Source organism: Micromonospora alfalfae (assembly GCF_022230925.1).
Classification (GTDB): Bacteria; Actinomycetota; Actinomycetes; order Mycobacteriales; family Micromonosporaceae; genus Micromonospora; species Micromonospora alfalfae.
Genome location: NZ_JAKKFH010000004.1, coordinates 222,143 through 244,161 on the forward strand (window position 1 = coordinate 222,143; position 22,019 = coordinate 244,161).

19 protein-coding genes are annotated in these 22,019 nt (G+C 72.4%); 9 read left to right on the forward strand and 10 right to left on the reverse strand.

The features are described from left to right. Window positions 1–43: 43 nt before the first annotated feature. On the reverse strand, window positions 44–829 hold the full coding sequence (locus MED01_RS03245; RefSeq protein ID WP_238667040.1) for a DeoR/GlpR family DNA-binding transcription regulator: 786 nt from the start codon (window positions 827–829) through the stop codon (window positions 44–46). A 200-nt stretch (window positions 830–1,029) separates the two neighbouring features. Here MED01_RS03245 and MED01_RS03250 point away from each other — a divergent pair, with 200 nt between their 5' ends. Genes MED01_RS03250 through nagA form a run of 3 tightly spaced genes read left to right on the forward strand, consistent with a single transcriptional unit; the run spans window position 1,030 to window position 4,074 of the window. Then, window positions 1,030–1,959 (forward strand): SIS domain-containing protein, encoded by a 930-nt coding sequence (locus MED01_RS03250; protein WP_238667041.1) that lies wholly within the window; start codon window positions 1,030–1,032, stop codon window positions 1,957–1,959. A 55-nt stretch (window positions 1,960–2,014) separates the two neighbouring features. Beyond that, window positions 2,015–2,968 (forward strand): ROK family protein, encoded by a 954-nt coding sequence (locus MED01_RS03255; RefSeq protein WP_308193401.1) that lies wholly within the window; start codon window positions 2,015–2,017, stop codon window positions 2,966–2,968. After that, window positions 2,965–4,074 carry an N-acetylglucosamine-6-phosphate deacetylase gene (nagA, locus tag MED01_RS03260; RefSeq protein ID WP_238667042.1) on the forward strand — a complete coding sequence of 370 codons (1,110 nt, stop codon included), beginning with the start codon at window positions 2,965–2,967 and terminating at the stop codon, window positions 4,072–4,074. The genes MED01_RS03255 and nagA overlap by 4 nt, the downstream gene beginning before the upstream one ends. A gap of 22 nt (window positions 4,075–4,096) precedes the next feature. On the opposite strand, the gene MED01_RS03265 is transcribed toward nagA, so the two are convergent. Continuing rightward, the gene (locus MED01_RS03265) at window positions 4,097–5,320 is read right to left on the reverse strand and encodes a DUF4032 domain-containing protein (RefSeq protein WP_238667043.1); all 1,224 of its coding nucleotides are present in this window, start codon (window positions 5,318–5,320) and stop codon (window positions 4,097–4,099) included. A 119-nt stretch (window positions 5,321–5,439) separates the two neighbouring features. Between MED01_RS03265 and MED01_RS03270 the strand changes: the two genes are divergently transcribed. Further along, window positions 5,440–6,177 carry a phosphatase PAP2 family protein gene (locus MED01_RS03270; RefSeq protein WP_238667170.1) on the forward strand — a complete coding sequence of 246 codons (738 nt, stop codon included), beginning with the start codon at window positions 5,440–5,442 and terminating at the stop codon, window positions 6,175–6,177. Between the two features lie 10 nt (window positions 6,178–6,187). Beyond that, entirely contained in the window at window positions 6,188–7,423 is a 1,236-nt protein-coding gene (locus MED01_RS03275; RefSeq protein WP_238667045.1) for an APC family permease, read from the forward strand. Between the two features lie 3 nt (window positions 7,424–7,426). Here MED01_RS03275 and MED01_RS03280 read toward each other — a convergent pair whose 3' ends face one another. The 4 genes from MED01_RS03280 to MED01_RS03295 are packed head-to-tail and all read right to left on the reverse strand — an operon-like array spanning window position 7,427 to window position 14,097. Beyond that, window positions 7,427–8,212, reverse strand: a complete 786-nt coding sequence (locus MED01_RS03280; RefSeq protein WP_238667047.1) for an ABC transporter permease — start codon at window positions 8,210–8,212, stop codon at window positions 7,427–7,429. Further along, on the reverse strand, window positions 8,209–9,198 hold the full coding sequence (locus tag MED01_RS03285) for an ATP-binding cassette domain-containing protein (protein ID WP_238667048.1): 990 nt from the start codon (window positions 9,196–9,198) through the stop codon (window positions 8,209–8,211). Before MED01_RS03285 ends, MED01_RS03280 begins: the two co-directional genes overlap by 4 nt. A 31-nt stretch (window positions 9,199–9,229) precedes the next feature. Continuing rightward, entirely contained in the window at window positions 9,230–12,082 is a 2,853-nt protein-coding gene (locus MED01_RS03290; RefSeq protein ID WP_238667049.1) for an AfsR/SARP family transcriptional regulator, read from the reverse strand. Between the two features lie 50 nt (window positions 12,083–12,132). Continuing rightward, a complete protein-coding gene (locus MED01_RS03295) occupies window positions 12,133–14,097 on the reverse strand; it encodes a potassium channel family protein (RefSeq protein ID WP_238667050.1) in 1,965 nt (654 codons plus the stop codon). A 95-nt stretch (window positions 14,098–14,192) separates the two neighbouring features. Here MED01_RS03295 and MED01_RS03300 point away from each other — a divergent pair, with 95 nt between their 5' ends. From MED01_RS03300 to MED01_RS03315, 4 genes are all read left to right on the forward strand, one after another. After that, complete coding sequence (locus MED01_RS03300; RefSeq protein WP_091403045.1) at window positions 14,193–14,681, forward strand: MSMEG_6728 family protein; 489 nt, start codon at window positions 14,193–14,195, stop codon at window positions 14,679–14,681. A gap of 24 nt (window positions 14,682–14,705) precedes the next feature. Next, complete coding sequence (locus tag MED01_RS03305) at window positions 14,706–16,259, forward strand: FAD-dependent oxidoreductase (protein WP_238667052.1); 1,554 nt, start codon at window positions 14,706–14,708, stop codon at window positions 16,257–16,259. A gap of 67 nt (window positions 16,260–16,326) precedes the next feature. After that, window positions 16,327–17,535, forward strand: coding sequence for a hypothetical protein (locus MED01_RS03310; protein WP_238667053.1), 1,209 nt, complete (start codon window positions 16,327–16,329; stop codon window positions 17,533–17,535). Between the two features lie 293 nt (window positions 17,536–17,828). Continuing rightward, on the forward strand, window positions 17,829–18,272 hold the full coding sequence (locus tag MED01_RS03315; RefSeq protein WP_238667054.1) for an HNH endonuclease: 444 nt from the start codon (window positions 17,829–17,831) through the stop codon (window positions 18,270–18,272). A gap of 70 nt (window positions 18,273–18,342) precedes the next feature. Here the strand turns inward: MED01_RS03315 and MED01_RS03320 are convergent, their stop codons facing one another. The 4 genes from MED01_RS03320 to MED01_RS03335 all read right to left on the reverse strand — a co-directional run bounded on the left by MED01_RS03320 (window position 18,343) and on the right by MED01_RS03335 (window position 21,933). Beyond that, window positions 18,343–19,995, reverse strand: a complete 1,653-nt coding sequence (locus tag MED01_RS03320; protein ID WP_238667055.1) for a serine/threonine-protein kinase — start codon at window positions 19,993–19,995, stop codon at window positions 18,343–18,345. A 78-nt stretch (window positions 19,996–20,073) separates the two neighbouring features. After that, window positions 20,074–20,448: a hypothetical protein gene (locus MED01_RS03325; protein ID WP_238667056.1), complete on the reverse strand. Its 375-nt coding sequence runs from the start codon at window positions 20,446–20,448 to the stop codon at window positions 20,074–20,076. Window positions 20,449–20,480: 32 nt separating this feature from the next. Then, window positions 20,481–21,047, reverse strand: a complete 567-nt coding sequence (locus tag MED01_RS03330) for a hypothetical protein (RefSeq protein ID WP_238667057.1) — start codon at window positions 21,045–21,047, stop codon at window positions 20,481–20,483. Window positions 21,048–21,165: 118 nt separating this feature from the next. Next, window positions 21,166–21,933 (reverse strand): enoyl-CoA hydratase/isomerase family protein, encoded by a 768-nt coding sequence (locus tag MED01_RS03335; RefSeq protein ID WP_238667058.1) that lies wholly within the window; start codon window positions 21,931–21,933, stop codon window positions 21,166–21,168. Window positions 21,934–22,019 lie beyond the last annotated feature (86 nt).

Genomic DNA, 22,019 nt, shown 5'->3' on the forward strand with positions numbered 1-22,019 from the left:
TCGACGCGCCGATCGGGCTAGTTCATCGACGGAACGTGACCACTCAGGCGCAGATGACCTGCACGCCGGCAGCACGGAACGCGTCCACCACCTCCGGCGGGGCACCGGAGTCGGTCACCAGCGTCTCCACCCGCTCGACCGGGCAGATCCGGGCGAAGGCGTGACCGCCCAGCTTGGACGAGTCCGCGATGATCACCACGCGCTTGGCGCGGGCCACCATCAGGTTGTTCATCGCCGCCTCCCCCTCGTGGTGGGCGGCGGCGCCGAGCTGCGGGTCGATCGCGTCCACGCCGAGCAGGGCGATGTCCAGGGTGACCTCGCGCAGCAGCGCCCCGCCCAGCGGGCCGACCAGCTCGAACGACTTCGGGCGCACCACGCCGCCGGCCACCACCACCTTCATCCGGGATCGGACCAGCAGCTCGTTGGCGATGTTCAGCGCGTTCGTCACCACTGTGAGCTGGGCACCCTCGGCGCTGGTGTTCAGATCTGGTCGCACGGCGAGCGCCCTGGCCACCTCGGTGCTGGTGGTGCCGCCGTTCAGGCCGACCACTGTGCCCGGCGTGACGAGCGCGGCGGCGGCCGCCCCGATCCGCTGCTTCTCGGCCGAGTGCTTGGCCGTCTTGTAGCGCAGAGGCAGGTCGTACGACACGCCGTTGGCGACCGCGCCGCCCCGGGTCCTCGTGATCATTTGCTGCTGCGCGAGCTGGTCGAAGTCACGCCGGATGGTGGCCTGGGAGACGTCCAGCCGCTCGGCTGCCGCCTCGACGCTGACCCGGCCGTTGTCGGTCAGCATTTCGAGCAGGGCGTTCCATCTGGCGTACCGGTCCACCGCGGGGGCCCTCCCAGCAACTGCACGGACGGTGATTGATTGCGTGCACACTAGTGCGCGAAACTAGGCTGGCGCAAAAGACTGACCTGCGCGATCGGTCGGCCGGTTGCCATGGTCACCTGCGTTCGCGCAGAATAACGCGCGAAATGCGGGTCTAACGAGCCGTATTGCGCACCGATCGGCCCTGCGAGGAGTTTCCCATGGCGTACGTGGACGCGGAGATCGCGAGCCAACCCGACTGCTGGCGGGAGGCGGCCGGGCTGGTCGAGGTGGTACGCGGTGACCTGCCGCGCCCCGGGGAGCGCGTCGCCGTCGTCGGTTGCGGCACGTCGTGGTTCATGGCGATGGCGTACGCGACCCGCCGCGAACAGGCCGGCCAGGGTGAGACCGACGCGTTCCAGGCGTCCGAGTTTCCCGCCGGCCGCCGCTACGACCGGCTGATCGCGATCACCCGTTCCGGCACCACCACCGAGGTGTTGGAGCTGCTCGCCGCGCTGCGCGGGCAGACACCTACCACCGTCATCGTCGGTGATCCGGCGTCCCCGGCGGTCGCGCTGGCCACGGCCACCGTGGCCCTGCCCTTCGCCGACGAACGGTCGGTGGTGCAGACCCGCTTCGCGACCACAGCGCTGGCCCTGCTCCGGGCCCAGCTCGGCGACCCGGTGACAGCGCTCGCCGCCGACGCCGAGGTGGCGGTGCGATCCCCGCTGCCGATCGACCCGGCCACCATCGGGCAGGTCACCTTCCTCGGTCGGGGGTGGACTGTCGGGCTGGCCCAGGAAGCGGCGCTGAAGTGCCGCGAGGCGGCCACGTTCTGGGCCGAGGCGTACCCGGCGATGGACTACCGGCACGGGCCCATCTCGGTCGCCGCGCCGGGCCGGCTGGTCTGGGCGTTCGGTGAGCTGCCCGACGGGCTACCCGAGGATGTGGCCGCCACCGGCGCGGCCTTCGTGCACAGCCGCACGCACGGCTGGCGCACGGTGCTGGGCAGCTGGTCCGCCGGCCGTACCCCGGTCGATCCGATGGCCGACCTCATCCTGGCCCAACGCTTCGCTGTCGCGCTGGCCACCAGCCGGGGCCTCGACCCGGACGCGCCCCGCCACCTCACCCGGTCCGTGGTGTTGGCGTGAGCGCGAGGAGTGAGCCGGGGTTGCGAGCCCCGCAGTCGCGAACCGAGATGGCGCCGTGAGCGACGGCCAGGTTGTCGTTGCGCTTGACGTCGGCGGCACCGGCATGAAGTGCGCGCTGGTCCGACCGGACGGCGTCGTGGTGCGCACCGAACGGCACCCCACCGACGCCGCGCGCGGCCCGGCCGCCGTGGTCGGCACCATCCTCGACGTGGCCGGTGGGCTGGCCGACAAGGCCCGCGCCGACGGGCTCACCCCGATCGCGGTCGGCATCGCCGTGCCCGGGGTGGTCGACGAGGCGCGTGGCGTCGCGGTCTGGTCGGCGAACGTGGGCTTCCGGGACGTACCCCTGCGGGACCTGACGGTGCGGCGGCTCGGCCTGCCGACGGCGCTCGGCCACGACGTGCGTGTCGGTGGTCTCGCCGAGGCCCGCCTGGGTGCCGGCCGCGGCACCGGGCACGTGCTGTTCGTGGCCATCGGCACTGGCATCGCCGCCGCGCACGTCGTGGACGGCACGGCCGCGGTGGGGGCCCACGGTGCCGCCGGGGAGATCGGCCACATCCTGGTCCGGCCCGACGGTCCGCGCTGCGGCTGCGGCCGCCCCGGCTGCCTGGAGGCGGTCGCGTCAGCCGCCGCGATCGGCCGCCGCTACGCCGAACTCGCTCGCGACACCGCGGACGCCCCGGTGACGGCTGCCGAGGTGGCCGAACGGGCCGCGGCCGGCGAACCGCTCGCCGGCCAGGTCTGGCAGGAGGCGATCGAGGCGCTCGCCGATGGCCTCGCCAGCGGGCAGGCGCTGTTCGACGTGGCGACGATGGTGCTCGGCGGCGGCCTGGCCCAGGCCGGGGACCGGCTGCTGACCCCGCTGCGGGCGGCGCTGCACGAACGGATGACCTTCCACAGGGAGCCGCAACTGGTCGCGGCAGCCCTCGGCGACGAGGCCGGTTGTCTCGGTGCCGCTCTGCTCGCCCTGGACGCCGTGGGTGTCCGTGACCATCAGGAGAAGCGATGACCGTACGGGTGAACGGCCGAGTGGTGACCCCGACCGGAGTCGTCCGACAGGGCTGCGTCGAGTGGGACGGTGATCGGATCACAGCGGTGGCCGAGTATCCGTCGGTGCGCGACGGGCACTGGATCCTGCCCGGCTTCGTCGACATGCACACGCACGGCGGTGGCGGGCACACCTTCACCACCGGGGACGCCGACGAGGCCCGCAAGGCGGCCGACTTCCACCTCGCCCACGGCACCACCACCCTGCTGGCCAGCCTGGTCAGCGCGCCTTTTCCGCTGATGCGTACGGCCACCGAGGCGTTCGCCCCGTTGGTCGAGGAGGGCGTGTTGGCGGGGGTCCACTTCGAAGGCCCGTACCTGTCGGCGGCCCGCTGCGGCGCACAGAACCCGGAGTACCTGCGTGACCCGTCGACCGACGAGCTGACCGAGCTGATCGAGCTGGGCCGGGGCGCGATCCGGATGGTCACCCTCGCCCCGGAGCGTGACGGCGCGCTGGAGGCGATCAAGCTGCTCACCGCGCGGCGGGTGGTGGCCGCTGTGGGCCACACCGACGCCACGTACGAGCAGACCTGCGCCGCGGTCGCCGCCGGCGCCAGCGTCGGCACCCACCTGTTCAACGGGATGCGCCCGGTGCACCACCGCGAGCCGGGCCCGGTGGTGGCCCTGCTCGACGCGCCCACCGTGATCTGCGAGCTGGTCGCCGACGGGGTGCACCTGCACGACGGCATGCTGACCTACGTCACGGCGACAGCAGGGCCGGACCGGGCCGCGCTGATCACCGACGCGATGGCCGCCGCCGGAATGCCCGACGGCGAGTACGAGTTGGGTGGCCAGGCCGTCACCGTCGCCGACGGGGTGGCCCGACTCGCCCGCGACGGCGCTATCGCCGGCAGCACACTGACCATGGACGCCGCGCTGCGGCACGCGGTGAACGCCGGAATCCCGATCGCCGACGCCGCACGGATGGTGGCCACCACCCCGGCGCGGGCCATCGGCCTGGGCGACCGGGTCGGGTCCCTCCAGGTGGGCCTCCGCGCCGACCTGGTGGTGCTCGACGACGACCTGAACGTGGTGCGGGTGCTACGCGCAGGCTCCTGGGTGGAGTGACGCCCAGAAACCAGTCTGGGTCTCAGCTCAGGCTGGGGACTTCCACGCCGAGGACGGCCTGCTCGTCGGGGCGGTGCACCAGCACATCGGACAGGTACGACTGGACCGCGTGGCGCATCCCGACGTCCCGACCGGCCTGCTCGGAGAGCAGCCACTTGTGCTCGATGATCTGGGCGAACAGCTCCTGCGGCTCCAGCTTGCGGCGCAGGTGCGCGGGGACGGCCCGGACCACCGGCTCGAAGACCTCGGTGAGCCAGCGGTGGGCGGCCTGCTGCTCGTCGATCAGGTCGCTCTCCGCGCGGTAGGCGTCCAGGTCGTTGAGCAGCTTGCGGGCCTGGTTCTCCTCGGCGTCCAGTCCGGTCAGCCGCAGCAGCCGGCGGGTGTGGTAGCCGGCGTCGACGACCTTCGGCCGGACCAGGAACCGCCCGTCGTCGATTGACGACATGGCCACCTCGGCGACGTCGAAGCCCAGCTCGTTGAGGCGGCGGATCCGGCCCTCGATGTCGTGCCGGGCCTCCCGCTCGATCGCCTGCTCATAGGTGATCTCGTGCCAGAGCCGCTCGTAGCGCTGCACGACCTCCTCGCACACCACCTCCGGGTCGATGGACTCGTGCAGCAGGCCGGCGGCCTGCAGGTCCAGCGCCTCACCGAAGATGTTCACCCGGGCGATCTCCAGGTCCTCACCGCGTTGGCCGTTGGAGAGCTTGTTGTGCAGGGCACCCGTCTCCGCGTCGACCAGGTAGGCGGCGAAGGCGCCCGCGTCCCGCCGGAACAGCGTGTTCGACAGCGAGCAGTCGCCCCAGAAGAAGCCGGTCAGGTGCATCCGCACGATCAGGGCGGCGAGCGCGTCGAGCAGCCTGCTCATCGTCTCCGGCCGAAGGGTGTGCGAGAAGAGCGCCCGGTACGGCAGCGAGAACTGCAGGTGCCGGGTGATCAGCACCGATTCGAGCGGCTCCCCGTCCTCGGTCTGCCGGTCGGCGACGACAGCGACCGCCTCGACCGAGGGGAAGTCGATCCGCTCCAGGGCCCGGAGCAGGTCGTACTCCCGCTCGGCGATCCTCTCGCGGGTCTCCTTGAACGCGTACACGTAGTCGCCCAACCGGACGAACCGGACGATGTGCCGGGAGATGCCCTGCGGCAGCGCCACCAGGTGTTGGGCAGGCCACTCCTCCAGCGGTGTCGACCAGGGCAGGTCGAGCAGCGCCGGGTCCACGAGGGCAGAGGTGATCCGCACGGGCACAAGCATGACTGGTCGCCCCCGCATCCGCTCCTGATCGTGGTTGGGCCCACAGCGCCGCACACCCCGGCGTCGCGTCGGGCCGGTAGCGTGGTCGCGTGCTCAAACCCACAGCGGTACGACGTGACCTGCGGCTACGGCCCGTCCGCCCGGCCGGCTGGTGGTTCGACGCGCTCCTGCTGGTCGGCCTGGCCGGATTGACTGTGGCGCTCGCCGCCGAGCAGCTCTTCGGGTTGGACCGGGCGGTCGCCGACTGGGCCGACGGGCACCGGCCGGCCGCCGCGTACTGGGTCGCCCGGGTGCTGAATTTCCTCGGCCAGGGCACCCCGCTGACGTTGATCGCCGCCGGGCTGGGCGTGCTGCTGGCCGTCCGGCTGCGGTCGGTGCGGCCGATCCTGCCGCCGGTTGTCGCGTTCGTGCTGACCAACCTGACGATCGGCCCACTCAAGATCTGGACCGCGCGGGCGGCACCGAGCGCCAGCGTCAAGGAGCCGTTCCTGACGCCCGAGCAGACAGTGCCGCTGTTCCACGACGACCTGCCGGTGCGGTTCGCCCAGTCCTACCCGTCGGGGCACGTCGCCAACGCGATCGTCTGGTACGGGGTCATCGCGCTGCTGCTCGCCCCGCTGGCCCGCAGCTTCGGTCGCCAACTGCCGGCCCGGCTCGTCACGGTGATCCGCGTCGTGCCGCCGCTGGTCGTCCTCACCACCACCACGTACCTCGGCTGGCACTGGCTGACCGACTCGGTGGCGGGGCTGCTGCTGGGCCTGCTCCTGGACCGGCTGCTGCACCGGGCACCGTGGGACGGTGTGCCGCTCCCCGGCCGGTTACGCGAGTGGGACCGGCCGTTCACCTCGTACCCCTAGGTTCTAGTTCGTGGATCAACTGTCGCGGCGGCTGGGCGTACCCGATGCGGTTGTCATCGGGTTGGGTTCGATGTTGGGCGCGGGCGTCTTCGTGGTCTTCGGCCCGGCGGTGGCGGCGGCCGGCGGTGCCGGCCTGCTGCCCGCGCTGGCGTTGGCCGGCTTCGTCGCCTTCTGCAACGCGACCAGCTCGGCGCGACTCGCTGCCCTTTACCCGGAGTCCGGTGGCACCTACGTCTACGGCCGGGAGCGCCTCGGGCCGTTCGCCGGGTTCCTGGCCGGTTGGGGCTTCGTTGTCGGCAAGACGGCGAGCTGTGCGGCGATGGCGTTGACCATCGGGGCGTACCTCTGGCCGGGCCAGGCCCGGCTGGTCGCCGTCGGCGCGGTGCTCGCTGTCACCGCGGTGAACCTGCGTGGCATCGGCAAGACCGCCACAGTGACCAGGGCGTTGGTCGCGCTGGTGCTGGTGGTGCTGGCGGTGGTCACGGTCGTCGGCCTGGTCGGTGGGCCGGTGGATCTGGGCCGGCTCGGCGAGCCCGGCGGTTCGGCGCGGGGCGTGCTCACCGCCGCCGGGCTGCTGTTCTTCGCCTTCGCCGGGTACGCCCGGATCGCCACACTCGGCGAGGAGGTCCGCGACCCGCAGCGGACCATCCCGCGCGCGGTGCCGCTGGCGCTCGGGGTGGTGCTCGTGATCTACCTGGTGCTGGCCGTGGTCGCCCTCGGTGTGCTCGGCGCCGACCGGCTGGCCGGTTCCGCCGCGCCCCTGGCCGACGTGGTGACCGCCGCCGGGCTGCCCGGCCTGGCGTGGGTGGTCCGCGCCGGTGCCACCATCGCCGTTGTCGGGGTGCTGCTGTCCCTGGTCGCCGGGGTCGGGCGGACCACCCTCGCCATGGCCCGCCGCCGTGACCTGCCCGGTGCGCTGGCAGCCGTGCACCCGGTGCACCAGGTGCCGCACCGCGCCGAGCTGGCGGTCGCCGCCGTGGTGATCGTGGTGGTGCTGCTCGGCGACGTACGCGACGCGATCGGCTTCTCCAGTTGCACTGTGCTCGTCTACTACGCGATCACCAACGCGGCTGCGCTCACACTGGGCCGGGACCCGGACCGGCGGTTGCCGGTCCGGGTGCTCGCCGGTCTGGGGCTCTTCGGTTGTCTGCTGTTGGCTGTCACCCTGCCACTGGGCAGCGTTCTCGCCGGCTTCGGTGTGCTCGCCGTCGGTGCCGCCTTCTACGCCCTGCGGGCCCGCCGCTGACCGTCACCGGCTCAACCGCTGGTAGCGGCGCACGGCCAGCGGGGCGAACGTCGCGATCAGCAGCACCGGCCACAGCACCGCCAACAGCATCGCGTGCTCGGCCGGCCAGGAGTCGCCGCCCAGGCCCGGGTTGCCGAACAGTTCACGGATCGCCGCGACGGTCGCCGACAACGGGTTCCACTCCGAGATCGTCCCGATGGCCGGAGGCATCAGCTCCGGCGACACGAAGACGTTGGAGATCGCGCTCAACGGGAACGCCGCCGGAAAGACGATCACACCGACCGTCTCCGGGTTGCGGACCAGCAACGCCAGGTAGATCCCGACCCAGGTGATCGCGATTCGCAGCAGCAGGAGGAGACCGACGGCGAGCACCGCCTTGCCGACGCCCTGTCGCCACTGCCACCCGACGAGCAGGCCACACACCAGCAGGGTGGACATCTCCAGCAGTGCGCGCAGCAGGTCGGCGGCGCTGCGACCGGTCATCAGGGCGGACCGTGCCATCGGCATCGACCGGAACCGGTCGACCACGCCCCGGCTGAGGTCCAGCGCCACGCCGGTCGCGGTGGCCCCCAGCCCGTACAGCATCGTCATCACGAAGACCCCGGGTAGCAGGAACTCGCGGTAGCTGCCGCCACCCGCCACCTGCATGCCGCTGCCGAACACGTACCCGAAGACCAGCACGAACATGATCGGCAGCGAGAAGTAGAGGATCAGCTCCTCCGGCGCGCGGACCACGTGGGTCATGTTCCGCCTGGTCATCGTCCAGCCGTCGGCGATCACGGTGGTCATGCCATCTCCACAGTTCGTCCGGCCCCGACGGGCTCGCGGGCGTCGTCCGGCCGGTGCCCGGTCAGGTGCAGGAATGCCTCGTCCAACGTCGCGCGCCGCAGGCCGATGTCCTCGACCGCGATCCCGGCGTCGTCCAGCGCGCGAACCACGTCGACCAGGCCGGCGACGCGATCGACAACCGGCACGCTGAGCCGTCGGACCTCGCTGTCGAGTTCGGGCTCCGCGCCGCAGATCGACGCGACGAGGCGGGCAGCGCGGCTCAGCTCGGCCACGTCGCGGACCACCACCTCGATCCGGTCGCCGCCGGTCATCGCCTTGAGCTGGTCCGGTGAGCCCTCGGCCACCACCCGACCGGCGTCGATCACCGAGATCCGGTCGGCGAGCTGATCGGCCTCCTCCAGGTACTGCGTGGTGAGCAGCACAGTCGTCCCGTCCCGCACGAGACCACGGACCAGGTCCCACACCTGGTTGCGGCTGCGCGGGTCCAGGCCGGTCGTCGGTTCGTCCAGGAACAGCACCCGCGGCGTACGGATCAGGCTGGCGGCGAGGTCCAACCGGCGGCGCATCCCACCCGAGTACTCACCGGCGGACCGGCTCGCCGCCTCGTCCAGCCCGAACCGTTCCAGCAGCTCGCCGGCGCGTCGGCGGGCCTCCCGTCGGCCGAGCCTGAACAGCCGGCCGAACAGCTCCAGGTTCTGCCGGCCGCTGAGGATCTCGTCGACAGCCGCGTACTGCCCGGTCAGCCCGATCCGGGCGCGCACCTCTTCCGGCCGGCGCAGCACGTCGTACCCGGCCACTGTGGCTCGTCCCGTGTCGAAGCGCAGCAGCGTGGTGAGGATCCGTACGGCAGTCGTCTTGCCCGCGCCGTTCGGTCCCAGCAGTCCGTGGACAGTGCCGGGCGGCACCGTCAGGTCGAACGTGTCAAGCGCGCGGGTCGGGCCGTACCGCTTGCCCAGACCCTCGGCGACCACCTCGAATGTCGTCATGCCCCCCACGGTGCGGCCGGGCGCTGACGGGTCACGCACCGTCCGCTGACGGCGGCGCACCGACCTTCTCCGCCTCGGCGATCTCCTTCAGGACGAGAACGATCTCCGCACGGGCGGCGTCGCCGACGTACCAGCCGGTGAGGCCGCCGGTCAGCGCCTCCTCGCAGAACCGCCTCGCGGCGGCCAGGTCCCCGCGCACGCGGGCCACCTGGGCGAGACCGAGCCGGGCGCTGGCCACGAACTCGGGCGCGCCGCTGCGCTGCGCGAGGAGCAGCGCACCGGCGAAGTCGTCGTGCGCCGCCGCGAGGTCACCGGCGCGCAGCCTTATCTCCCCCCGGGTACGCAGCATGTCGGCCTGGTCGACGGCCGACCCGAGCGCCTCGACCAGTCCCATGGCCTCATCCATGTGGGCACCCGCCGTCTCCGGGTCGCCCTGCCAGGCGGCCAGTTCGCCGAGCGCACCGAGCGTGATCATGGTGCCCCACCGGTCCCCGGTGCTGCGGAAGCCGTCGAGCGCGGTGGCCAGCGCGGCCCGGGCCTGGTCCCACTGGCCGCTCCACATCAGCGCCGAGCCGCTGCCCATCGCGCCGAGCGCGTTGATCCACGGGTCCGGGCCGACCAGTCGTCGCAGCTCCCCCATCAGCTCGTCGACATCCTCGGCACCGCCGGACGGCGGCCCGGTCGAGATCCCCGACAGGTACAGCAGGAACGGCTGTCGGGGTGCCCGGTCCAGACTGCGGATCACGGACGACTGCGTCCCGAGGGAGGGCAGAGGGCCGGAGCCGGCAAGCGAGGCGTTGTAGACGCAGAGGGCGAACTCCTCACCCATCCCCGGCGGCGCTTCGGTGCCGAGCAGTTCGAGGACGTCCGCGGCGAGCCGCGCCCCCTCCCCGCGCATGCCGCGCAGCCACCAGTAGAACGACAGGGCCGCGACCATTCCGGCCGCGTCGGACGCGTCACCGGCGGCGGTGGCCCGGCGCAACGCCGCGTGCAGGTTGTCCCGCTCCGCGTCGAGCCGTCGCAGCCAGTGCAGTTGCTCCACGCAGCGGAGGTGGTCGCTGGCGGTCCAGGCGAACTCCAGGAAGTACGCGGTGTGCGCGCGCCGGAGCTGGCCGGCCTCACCGGCCTCGGCGAGCCGCTCGGCGCAGAAGGCCCGAACCGTTTCGAGCATCCGGTACCGGCCACCGGTCATCTCCACGAAGGACTTGTCGACCAGCCCGGTGAGCGCGTCGACGAACTCGGCGGTGGGCAGGCCGCAGACACGCTCGGCCGCCTCCAGCGTGGCCCCACCGGCGAAGACTGTCAGCCGTCGGGCCACTTCCCGTTCGGCGTCGTCGAGCAGATCCCAACTCCACTCCACAACGGCCCGGAGGGTGCGGTGTCGCGGCGACGCGGCCCGGTTGCCAGTCGACAACAGCCGAAACCGGTCGTCGAGACGGGCGGCCACCTCGGCGACGGACAGCGCCCGCAGCCGCGCGGCGGCCAACTCGATGGCCAGCGGCAGCCCGTCCAGGCTGCGACAGATCCGCAACACCATCTCGACGTTGGCCGGCGTGACGGTGAAGTCGGGCGCGACGTCGACGGCCCGCTGGACGAAGAGGCCGACCGCCGCGTACTCGTCGGCATCCAGCGCGGACGCGCCGAGTGGTGGCACTGCGAGCCCGGACAGCGGGCACAACGCCTCACCGGCCAGCCCCAGCGGCTCCCGACTGGTGGCCAGGACGCGCAACGCCGGGCACGCGCTCAGCAACCGGGCCGCCAGCCGGGCCGCGTCGACGAGGACGTGCTCACAGTTGTCGAGCACCAGCAGCAGTCGCCGCTCGGCGAGCGCCTCGACCAGCCGGTCGGTGGTCTGCCAGCCCGCCTCGGCCGAGGCGCGCAGGCCCGCGTCACGCAGGCCGAGCGCGCTCAGCACCGCCTGCGGAACGTCGGAACCATCGGCCAGCCCGGCCAGCTCGACGAAACGGACCTCCCCGTCGACCCGGCCCGCCGCCTCGATCGCCAGGCGCGTCTTGCCCGCGCCCCCGGGGCCGGTGAGGGTGACGAGCCGCCGCTCGCCGAGCAGGTCGCCGACGCGCTTGAGTTCCTCCTCCCGCCCGACGAAGGTGGTGAGTTGACTCGGCAGCACCGGTTCGGCGGACCCGCGTTCCTCACCACGCAGTACCGCTAGGTGGATCGCGGCCAGCTCCGCCGACGGGTCGACGCCGAGCTGCTCGGCCAGCGTGTGCCGGGCGTCCTCGAACTCGGCCAGCGCCTCCGCCGGCCGACCCAGGGCGGCCAGGGCACGCATGAGCTGGCCCCGCGAGCGCTCCCGCAGGGGATGCGCGACGACCAACTCCCGCAGCTCCGCGATCAGCGTGCTCTGTGCGCCCAACGCCAGGTCCGCCTCGACGCGATCCTCGATGGCGGCCAACCGCAGCTCGTCCAGCCGCGCCGCCTGCGCGGGCGCGCCGGCAGGGCCGATGGCATCGGCGAGGGCGGGACCACGCCACAGCTCCAGCGCCTCGCGCAACACCGTCGCCGCCCGGGGCCAGTCGCCGTCGACGAGCGCGCGGCGTCCCACCTCGGCGAGCCGTTCGAACCGGTACGCGTCGACATCGTCGGGATCCACAGCCAGGCGATAACCGGCAGTGTGGAACTCGACCGGGTCGTGCCCGGCGGGCAGGGCATTGCGCAGCCGCGACACCTGGGACTGGAGCGCGTTGGCCGCACCCCGGGGCGGATGCTCCCCGTACAGGCCCTCGATCAGGCGGTCCGCGGAGACCACCCGGCCCGCATCGAGCAGGAGGAGCGCCAGCAGGACGCGCAGCCGCGGACCGCCCACGGGCACCTCTCGCCCGTCGGCCAGCACGACCTGGGTAGGCCCCAGGATGCGGAAACGCATGCCATGGATTGTCGCCCACCGCCGGCCGGTTCCGGCCGCGCCGGGTGGCGTCAGCTCACCTCGCCGGGCCCGTCATGCCGGCGGGTCAGCTCCAGTTCGTCGGGTTGACCACCGTTTGTCGTCGAGGGCACTTCCCCGGCGGGCGGAACGGGATGTGCCGCGCCAACCTCCGAACCCGTCTGGCCCGGCACCGGCGGAGACGCCGCCGCTGGGGCGGGCACTCCCCCATGGACCGACCCGGCCGGCCGAGGGATCGGGTGGGCCGGCGGGGCGCACTGCCGCGTCAGCCAGTCCAACCCGCGCCGCCGGGCGACGACTGTCAGCCGGTCACCGGCGAAGATCACCTGCCGGGGATCGAGGTCCTTCCACCAGATCGTCTTCGCGCCGCCCGCCGGGGTGCGGGCGATCAACCGGACCTGCCCGTCCCGGTTGACCACGTCCAGCGGTCGACCGTCCAGCTCGGAGCCGGCGGCGACCGGCACCTCGGCGACCGGCAACGCGTGCCGGTCGACAGGGATCGTGGTGATCACGGCGCGTTCGGTGAGCGCCCCGATGAAGGCCGGGGCGGCCAGGTAGGAGACCGAGCGGGACACGCCGAGCGCGAAGGTCTCCTCCACCCGTTCGGCGAAGTCACCGTCGAAGAACCGAAGCACCACGCGCAGGTCGGCGCGGAGGTCGCGGGCAGCGAGCGCCGCCTCCAGGTTGGCCACGTCGTCGGTGGACGCCACCACCAGCGCCTGGCAGTCGGCCACCGAGGCGGCGACAAGTGTCTCCGGCAACGCGGCGTCGCCGACGATCAGCGGCACCTCCAGTTGGCGGGCCAGGGCGGCGCCGCGCGGCTCCGGATCCTTGTCGATCGCCACCACCTCGACGTCGTACTCGCGTAGCTGTGCCATCACCCGGGTGCCGACATTGCCCAGGCCGATAACCACCACGTGCCCGACCCGAGCGGGTTGCAGGCGGCCGGTGTGCAGGGCCAGCCGGGCGTTGACGATGCCGTCCACCACGACGGCGGTGATCAGTGGGATCAGCGCCAACCCGGCCAGGTTGAGCACCACCTGCATGATCTGGGCGTCCGCCGCCTTTGTGGTGTCCGGGTCGGCGCCGCTGAGCGTGGTGACAAGCGTCAGGTACAACGCCTCCAGCGGGGAGACGTCCTCGGCCCGGGAGATCAGCGCCCCCAGCACCGCGATCAGCGCCAGCACCGCCATCACCGCGATGCCGATCTTGCGGGTGGCGAAGCCACGTACCGCTCCCAGCACCACAGCTACCGGACGACGCCGCCGACGTGCCCGGACCAACCGGCGGGCGGCGACCTCGGTGCCCGGCGGCTGACCTGTCGCCTCGGCGAGCACCAGGTCGGCGCCGGCCTGCTCGGCCGGCAGCAGCTCCACCCCCTGCGCCTCGCTGAGGTGCGCCAACGCGCAGACCACGTCCTGCGGTCGGACGTCGGCCCGCCGCGCCACCCGCAGCGTCTTGTCCCGGTGCTGGAAGGAACTCGGGTCGACCTCGTTGAGCGCGGCGGCCACGAAGGCCGGCGCGGCCATCTCGGCGTCGGAGAGCACCTCGACAGGGGCCTTGAGCAGCTTGCGTACGCCGTCGGCGAGGGTGCCGTTGAACATCCGCAGCACCTGGCGGACCCGATGGTCGACGGCCTGGGCGCAGAGGGCGGCGTGCAGGTTGCCCACGTCGTCCTGGTGCAACAGGGCCAGCCCGGTCGCGCCGGCCAGACCGGCGGCCTCGAAGGTGGCCACGTCCAGTCGGTCCGAGCGGACCACCCGGACGCCGCGCAGCCCGGCCACGTCCGGCCCGTTGCTGCGGTAACGCTCCGGCACCACGACTGTCACCCGAGCCCCACCGGCCGGCAGCTCGGATTCGAGCATCGCCCGGGCCACGTAGTAGGCGAGCGCGTCCTTGCCACAGATCACGTAGTGCGGGCGCGGATCACCGACGGATCGCAGCCGCCAGTTCCACTCGACCGCCCGTCGCGCCCGGTCCCGCCACGGCTCCGCCATGCCCGGATCGTAATCAGCACGGCCACGGTGGGCGACCCCGTCCGGATCATCCCGTGGCCAGGTATGTCCGCCCCGGCGACGGGTAGAGCAGCGACATGCAGACGTTCCTCCCGTACCCGGGCTTTCTGGCCAGCGCCCGCACGCTGGACCAGAAGCGACTCGGCAAGCAACGGGTGGAGGCCATCCAGGTGCTGCGTGGACTCACCCGACCCGGGTACGGCTGGCGTAACCACCCGGCGGTGAAGATGTGGGCCGGGTACGAGGAGGCCCTCGTCCGCTACGGGCTGGACATGTGCGCGGTCTGGACCGAACCGGGGCGGGCCGACACCTGCGCCACCACGATGACAGTCGACCTCGCCGCCGCCTGCGGGGCCGGAGTGATCCGAACCCAGGACGAGCTGGCCCGAGCCGGTGAGCTGCCACCGTGGCTGGGCCGCGACGACCTGCACCTGAGTCACCGCTCCTCGCTGCTGCGCAAGGACCCGACGCACTACCGCCCGCTGTTCGGCGACGACGTGCCGGAGGATCTGGAGTACGTCTGGCCCGCCTCCGACCGCCCCCGCCGTTGCTTACCGGCCGACTGAGCTGAGGTGGGGCAGACTGGGTCCATGGCGCTGTCGCAAGTGGTAGGTCGACTGATCGGCGTACGGCAGCACCAGGTGGACCCGGGCGGCGGTGGCGCCGACCGCGTGCCGCGACCGACCACGGCGCTGGTGGTGGGCGGCGGCATCGCCGGGATGTCGGCGGCGGTGGTGTTGGCCGAGCGGGGTGTGGCGGTCACGGTGCTGGAGGCGGCACCCACGCTCGGTGGTCGACTGGGTGCCTGGCCGGAGGCGCTCGCCGACGGTCATCAGCAGAACGAGCACGGTTTCCACGCGTTCTTCCGGCAGTACTACAACTGGCGGTCCATCCTCCGCCGGATCGACGCTGATCTGGGTTTCCTCAAGCCGATTCCTGGCTATCCGATTCTCAGCGAGCAGTGGCCGACCGAGGAATTCGGCAGGTTGCCGCCCGCACCGCCGGCGAACCTGCTGGCTCTGCTGCTGCGCAGCCCCAGCCTGCGCCTGGCCGACCTGCGACTGATGGACCGGGACGCGGCGCTGCCGCTGCTCAGCTACGACCCGGTGCGCACCTACGCCGACCTGGACGACACCACAGCCGACGAGTTGCTGGCGTCGCTGCGACTGCCGGACCGGGCGCGGGCGATGCTGTTCGAGGTCTTCTCGCACTCGTTCTTCAACCACGAGGCGGAGATGTCGGCCGCCGAGATGGTCGCCCAGTTCCACTTCTATCTGCTCGGCAACCCGGAAGGGCTGGCCTTCGACTGCCCCGACGAGGACTACGCCACGGCGATCTGGGAGCCGCTGACCCGGCACGTGGAGAAGCACGGCGGCCGGGTCCTCACCAACTGCGCCGCCACCGGAGTGCACAGCGACGCCGAGGGCTGGCGGGTGACGACCACCGACGGCGGCAGCCATCCGGCGGGTCACATCGTGCTCGCCGTCGACCCGCCAGCGCTCGCCGCGCTGGTGGCGGCCTCCCCGGACCTGGCCGAGCAGGCACCCGAGCTGGCGGCACGGATGCCGGCCTTCGGCACCCCCGGCCCGCCGTACGCTGTGGCGCGGTACTGGTGTGACGGGGACGTGGCCGCCGAGCGGGCGGTGTTCAGCGGCGTGTCCCGTCAGCCCACTCTGGATTCGGTGACGCTCTACCACCGGTTGGAGAACGAGCCGCGGCGCTGGGCACAGCAGACCGGCGGGTCGGTCGTCGAGCTGCACGCGTACGCCTGCGAGCCCGGCGTGCCGGCCGAGGAGCTGGCCGAGCGGATGCGCCGCGAGCTGGTCGCGCTCTGGCCGGAGGCCGCCGACCTGCGGGTCCGCGAGCTGCGGGCCCGGGTGGAGGCGCAGGCGCCGGCGTTCACGCCGGGCAGCCACGCCTGGCGACCGGGGGTACGCACCGACGCGAATGGCATCTACCTGGCCGGCGACGGCATCGCCACGGACTTCCCGAGCGCGTTGATGGAACGCTCGGCCGCCACCGGCATCATCGCCGCGAACCACATCCTGCGCGCCGTGGGTGGCGCGGCCGAGCCGGTGCGCTCGATCCGACCGCGTGGGCTGCTGGCCGGTCGCGCCAGGCCAAATCGACAAAACACAACATAAGCCACCGTACGCTGCCGTACGCTCGAATGATCAACCGTCGATCGGCCGGGCGGGAGGGCAGCGGGAGATGTCACCACTGCACCGCGTCGGCGCGGAGAACGGTTCGTCCCTCGACGAGATCGGCCGCGACGACGCGTACCCGCTGATCCACGACGAGCGCGCCTGCATCGTCACCGCGCTACGGCTGGGCTGGTGGATGGCGGACGCCTACCACCACGGACAACACGCGGAGCCCCGCGCCTTCGTCGAGGCCCGCCCTGCCGTACCGCCGGCCAAACTCTCCAACCTCACCGAGATGTCCGCCCACCGTCGGATGCGGATGTACCTCGACGGGGTGGACGTCGCTCTGGCCCAGATCGCCGACCTCACCCGGCACACCGGGCCGGTACCCGACACGTCGGCCGCCCGAGCCCTGCTCCCCGACCTGGGCCAGCCCGAACCCGCCGATCCGGTGCCGCTGCTGCTCGCCCTCGACGACCTCAACGTGGAGGTGCTGCGCTGGGCGATGGCCGCCAACCACCGGGTCGGGCTGGCCTACCGACTGGGCCGATCAGTGGCCGACACCGTCCGAGCCGGCGACGTCACGCAGTTGCTGCGGCAGTTCGGCGGCCGGCAGGTCCAGATCAGCCGATGGCTGGACGAGCTGGCCAGCGTGTTGCCGCCGTACTCGGCAGCAGTGGTGCGCCGCTCGATGGCCGCCTGGGCGAGCGCTGTCGACAGCGCCGGCCACGGGGACCCGACCGAGCCGACGCCCGCCACCCTGAGCCGGGCGCTGCGCGGTCAGGGTGACCTCTGGCGCGACGTGCTCACCGGCGGCCTGCACCCGCGCGACCTGCTCGACGAGGAGGACTACGCGGTGATCGCCAGGAACCTGATCATCCGGGACCGGCGACTGGTGGCGCAGGCGGCCCGGGGCATCTTCTGGCCGGTGCTCGTACCCCTGCTGCTTGTGCTCTTCGCTGTCGTCGGGGTGAGTGCCGCCGCTGCCGCCGGCTCACCGACCACCCGGGCAACCGTCGCCCTGGTGGGCCTCGGCGCCGGGCTGGCAGCGATCTGGCGGTCGGTCTCCGGGCCCGCCCTCGCGGTAGCCGGTGAGGTCAACCGGCCGTTGCTGGACAGCGAACTCACCGCGCGGATGGCCCTGCGGCTGAACCGTCCGCTGACCACGGCCCAGGTCTCGGCGAAGGCAACTCCCCGCACCCGCCGCCAGCGGCGTCCCGAGGAGACCAGCCGATCGAAATACGTTGCCCGGGTATCCCGGGTCGACCTACCGTGAGCGCGCACTGTCAACCACCACCGCAGGAGCAGCTCATGACGATGTGGCACGTCAGCACCGTGCTGTCGACGCTGCCCGGTGACTGTCACCGAGCGGAAGGTCCCCGGGCGGGCCGGCCCGACTGACGCGTACCCGAACGCGCTGAGCCGCCCCGTCCGACAGCCGGACCGGGCGGCTTCCTGCTGTCCGTCCTGGCATCGCCCTGTTCGTCGTCGCCCTGTTCGTCGTCGCTCTGTTCGTCGTCGCTCTGTTCGTCGTCGTCTTGTTCGTCACCAGCACGGAGGGAGATCCCGGTGGACGCCGTCCTCGTCATCAACGCCGACCTCGGCCCGCTGCACCGGGTCACCGTTCAACACGCTGTTCGCATGCTCTGCCGTCGGGTGGCCGAGATCCACGAGGCCGAGCCGGACCGGGTGATCGGGGTCTTCCCGATGCCCCGGGTGGTGCGGCTGGTCCGCTTCGTGGTCACCCGGTGGAGGTTCAACTCCGGGCCGGCCTGGTCGCGCGCCGGTGTGCTGCGCCGCGACGACCGGTGCTGCGCGTACTGCGGCGGCCCGGCCTCCACCATCGACCACATCCTGCCCCGCTCGCGCGGCGGCCGGAACACCTGGCGGAACACCACCGCCGCCTGCTACGCCTGCAACCAGCGCAAGGGGGACCGGACGCCCACGGAGGCGGGTATGCCGCTGCGCCGTGAACCGGTGAACCCGGGCTGGGCGGCGCTGGCCGGGCGGTGACGGACCGGCCGGCGGGAACGGGGGGCCGCGGCCCGGGTACGTCCCGGGCGCGGCACCCGCCGGCCCCCGATCAGGGAGCGCGTTCCTTCACCCTCGACTTCAGCTGGCCACTGGGGCACTGCACCCGGATCTCGCTGCGGTGCTCCGCGGAGGTCAGCTCGACCACTATCTGCCTAGCCGGCCCCGGGTCGTACGCCTCGACCCGGAAATCGGGCGCAAGCACCACAGTGAGCACCTCGACCGACTTTCCCACGCAGCGAGCGGTGACAGTCCCGCCGCGCGCGTCGACGGGGACACCGGCGGCAGCCGTGGGAGTCGGCGCGGCAGTGGTCGGGATCGGGCCGGAAGTCGCCGCCGTCGGGCCCGGGAGCACCGTCCCGCGCGGACCGGTCGGAGGGATGATCCGGGTAGCGGACGGTGTGTGAGTGGTCGGCGGCACGGCGATTGGTCCGGGATCGGCCGGCTCCTCGATGCGGGGCATCCCCACGGTGGTGGTGCCCGGGCCGCTGCCGGTCGGCCCGGCGCTCTGCCCCTGTCGACGATTGCTGAAGTCACCGAGCGAGCCGGCGAGCGCCACAGCGGCGATCACCGCTCCGCCGACAGTCAGAATGGCTCGCCCCCGACGCCACGGCCCGCGCCTCACCCGCGCCGCCGAATCGCCGCTCGGCGCGCCCCCGGCCTGCCCGGCCCCGGCCGGCTCGGTGCCGGCCGGCTCGGCTCCGGCCTGCTCGGCTCCGGCCTGCTCGGCTCCGGCCTGCTCGGCTCCGGCCTGCTCGGTGCCGGCCTGCTCGGTGCCGGCCTGCTCGGTGCCGGCCTGCTCGGTGCCGGCCTGCCCGGCAGTTGTTGCGGCACCGGTCTGCTCGGTGACGTTTGCCGCCGGGGCAGCGGCAACGGCAGCCGCCTCGGGGGCCGCCCCGCTCGCGGCGGCGAGCAATATGCGGGCCGCGTCCGCGGCCGACGGCCGGTCGGCCGGGTCGCCGGCCAGGCACCAGCGGTAGAGCCGGTGCACCTCGGGCGGTACACCGTCGATCGGGGGCAGCGGGTCCGGCTCGACGTGCGTGTGCGCGCGGAACATGGCGGTCCGCGCCTCGGCAGGCCACGGCAACCGGCTGGTGAGCACCCGGTACAGCAGCAGGCCGAGGGCGTACACGTCGCTGGCCGGCAGCACCTCGCCGGCCTGCAACCGCTCCGGCGCCAGGTACGCCGGCGTGCCCAGCAGCCGCCCCTCGAAGTCGATCTCCGGCGCGCCGGCGGCTGCCGCGATGCCGAAGTCGAGCACCTTCGCGCCGGTCGGCGTGAGCATCACATTGCTCGGCTTGATGTCGCGGTGCACCAACCCCTGCTCATGCGCGGCGGCGAGGGCAGAGGCCACCTCCGCGCACACCCGTAGACCCGCGCGCGGCGGCAACGGCCCGGCCACCAACCGGTGTTCGAGGGTGTGACCGCCGAGCAACTCCATCACCACGAACGGAACCTGGACACCGTCCAGCGCCGATTCGCCGTAGTCGTAGACGCTTGTGACGTGGGGATGCGACAGCCGGGCCGCGGCCTTTGCCTCGCCTCGGATCCGCTGTGGGGCGTTGGTGTCCGAGGTGACCAGCACCTTCACCGCCACGTCCCGTTCGAGCACCTCGTCGTACGCCCGATGCACCGCCGACATGCCACCACTGCCGAGGCGCTCCAGGAGCCGATAGCGGCCCGCAAGCAACTGATCACGCTGCACGACGGACAGCCTGCCGTACCGGCCTGAGGATCGGGTACCCGGGATCGAAATCTCGCGATGAGTGGGACCGGTGTTCGGCTACCGTCCGCCCAGATCCGGGTGGTCCCGCAGGAACGCCTCGCCCCGGCGGGCGTTTCGCAGGACCGACACGCTCAGCACTGTCCAGATCAGCAGCAGCAACCCGCCGATCACCGCGAAGAACGGCGCGAACCCCAGGAATGCCTGACCGACGCTCGTCATCGCCAACCCGGCGACCAGCACTACAAACCAGCGCTGGTCGGTGAACTGTCGGGCGGTCTCCACGAGGAGGGCCGGGTCTTCGTCGGCCTCGGGAGTGCCGCGTCGAACCTGCCGCGCCAGCCGCCGACGGTGCGACCAGCTCAAGGCAAGAATCAGACGGAGTCGCCGTTGCTTCTGTCCGGCCCGGTCCGGATTCATCGCTGTCGCGTCCATAGTGGCCTCCTGAGCACCGCGTGGATCGGGAGCTACCCATCCGGCGCCGGATGGGCGCAGAGGAAGACCTTGGCCAGACGGGCATCACGAAAGGAGAACGCGACGGCACCGACGCCCAGCGCCGCCAGTACGGCGAAGAGACCGGTGAACAGCGGTGTGAACTTCAGCAGCGCCTGACCAAAGCTGGTGATCACGAAACCGACCAGCATCAGCGAATACCAACTTTGGTTGATCATCATCCGCGCGGTGTCCCGGAGTAGTCCGAAGTCCGCCTCGTCCTGCGGCGCGCACCGCCTGACCTGTTGCTGCAGGCTCCGGCTGTCCGACGGGCTCAGCCGCCGCAGCGACGACTCCCGGTCGGCGCGGAACCGGCCGCTGCGCACCAGCCAGACGATCGTGGCGATCGTCAGGGCGAGCCCGGCGAGTTGCAGGACGCCGCCGAGAGTGTTCGCCCAGGCCGGCGGCTCACCGTCGAGGATTTCGGTGTCGCGGCCAACCACGACCGCGCCGACGATGACGGCGGCCGCCAGAACCGACAGCAGTACCACGAGCACCAGCCGCCGACGACTGCGGCTCTGCGGTGAAGTCACCATCTCCATGAAGGCCCCCGCCCCTGGTTGGTCCCGGGATACCCATCGATGGTCGTACGACAAACGCGATCAGCTGTCTCGCCCCCGGGTCCCCGCGTTGTCATGGCACCCGCGGAGGCCGAGGCGCTCAGTCGTCGGTCGGTGGCCGCCAGGCGAAGCGGGGCTGTCGGCGTTCGGCGATCGCCGCCACCCCCTCCCGGGCCTCACCGGTCGTCGTCACCTTCCGGTGCCACCAGGCGATCCGCGCGGCCTCGGCGCGCTCGTCGATGATCTCCTTCGCGGCGGCGATGCTCAGCGGGGATCGCTGGGCGATCGTCGCGGTCAGTTCGTCCACCCGTCCGGCGAGCCGGTCGGCCGGCAGCAGCTCGTCGACCAGGCCGATCCGCAGGGCGCGCTCGGCGTCTATCAGCTCGGCGGTGAACAGCAGAAGCTTGGCGGCGGACGGGCCGACCAGCCGGGCCAGCCGGCGCGTCGTCGGTGCCGGATAGACCAGCCCGAGGCGGGCCGGCGGTACGCCGAAACGGGCGTCGTCGGCAGCGATCCGCAGGTCGCAGGCGACCGCGAGTTGAGCCCCACCGCCGACGCAGGCACCCCGGATGGCCGCGATTGTCGGCTTGGCGAACCGCGCGAGCCGTTCCTCGGCGGCCACCGCGATGCTGGCGTCACCGGCGTCCAGCAACTCGGCCAGGTCACCGAGGTCGGCACCCGCGCAGAAGGCGTCACCGGCGCCGGTCAGCACCAACGCCCGTACGTCGGGGTCGGGCTCCAGCCGGTCGAGCAGTTCGGGGAGCTGACGCCACATGGCAGCGGTCATCGCGTTGCGCCGGGCCGGGTTGCTGATGACAACTGTGGCGACCGGCCCGGTCACCTCGACCGTCAACTCCGCGTCCGACACGTCCGCTCCTTTCCCGCGCCACCTGGAGCGACGCCGCCGATCTGGCCGTCGACGCCGCGCGCCGGTGCGGCGACCATAGCGAAGAC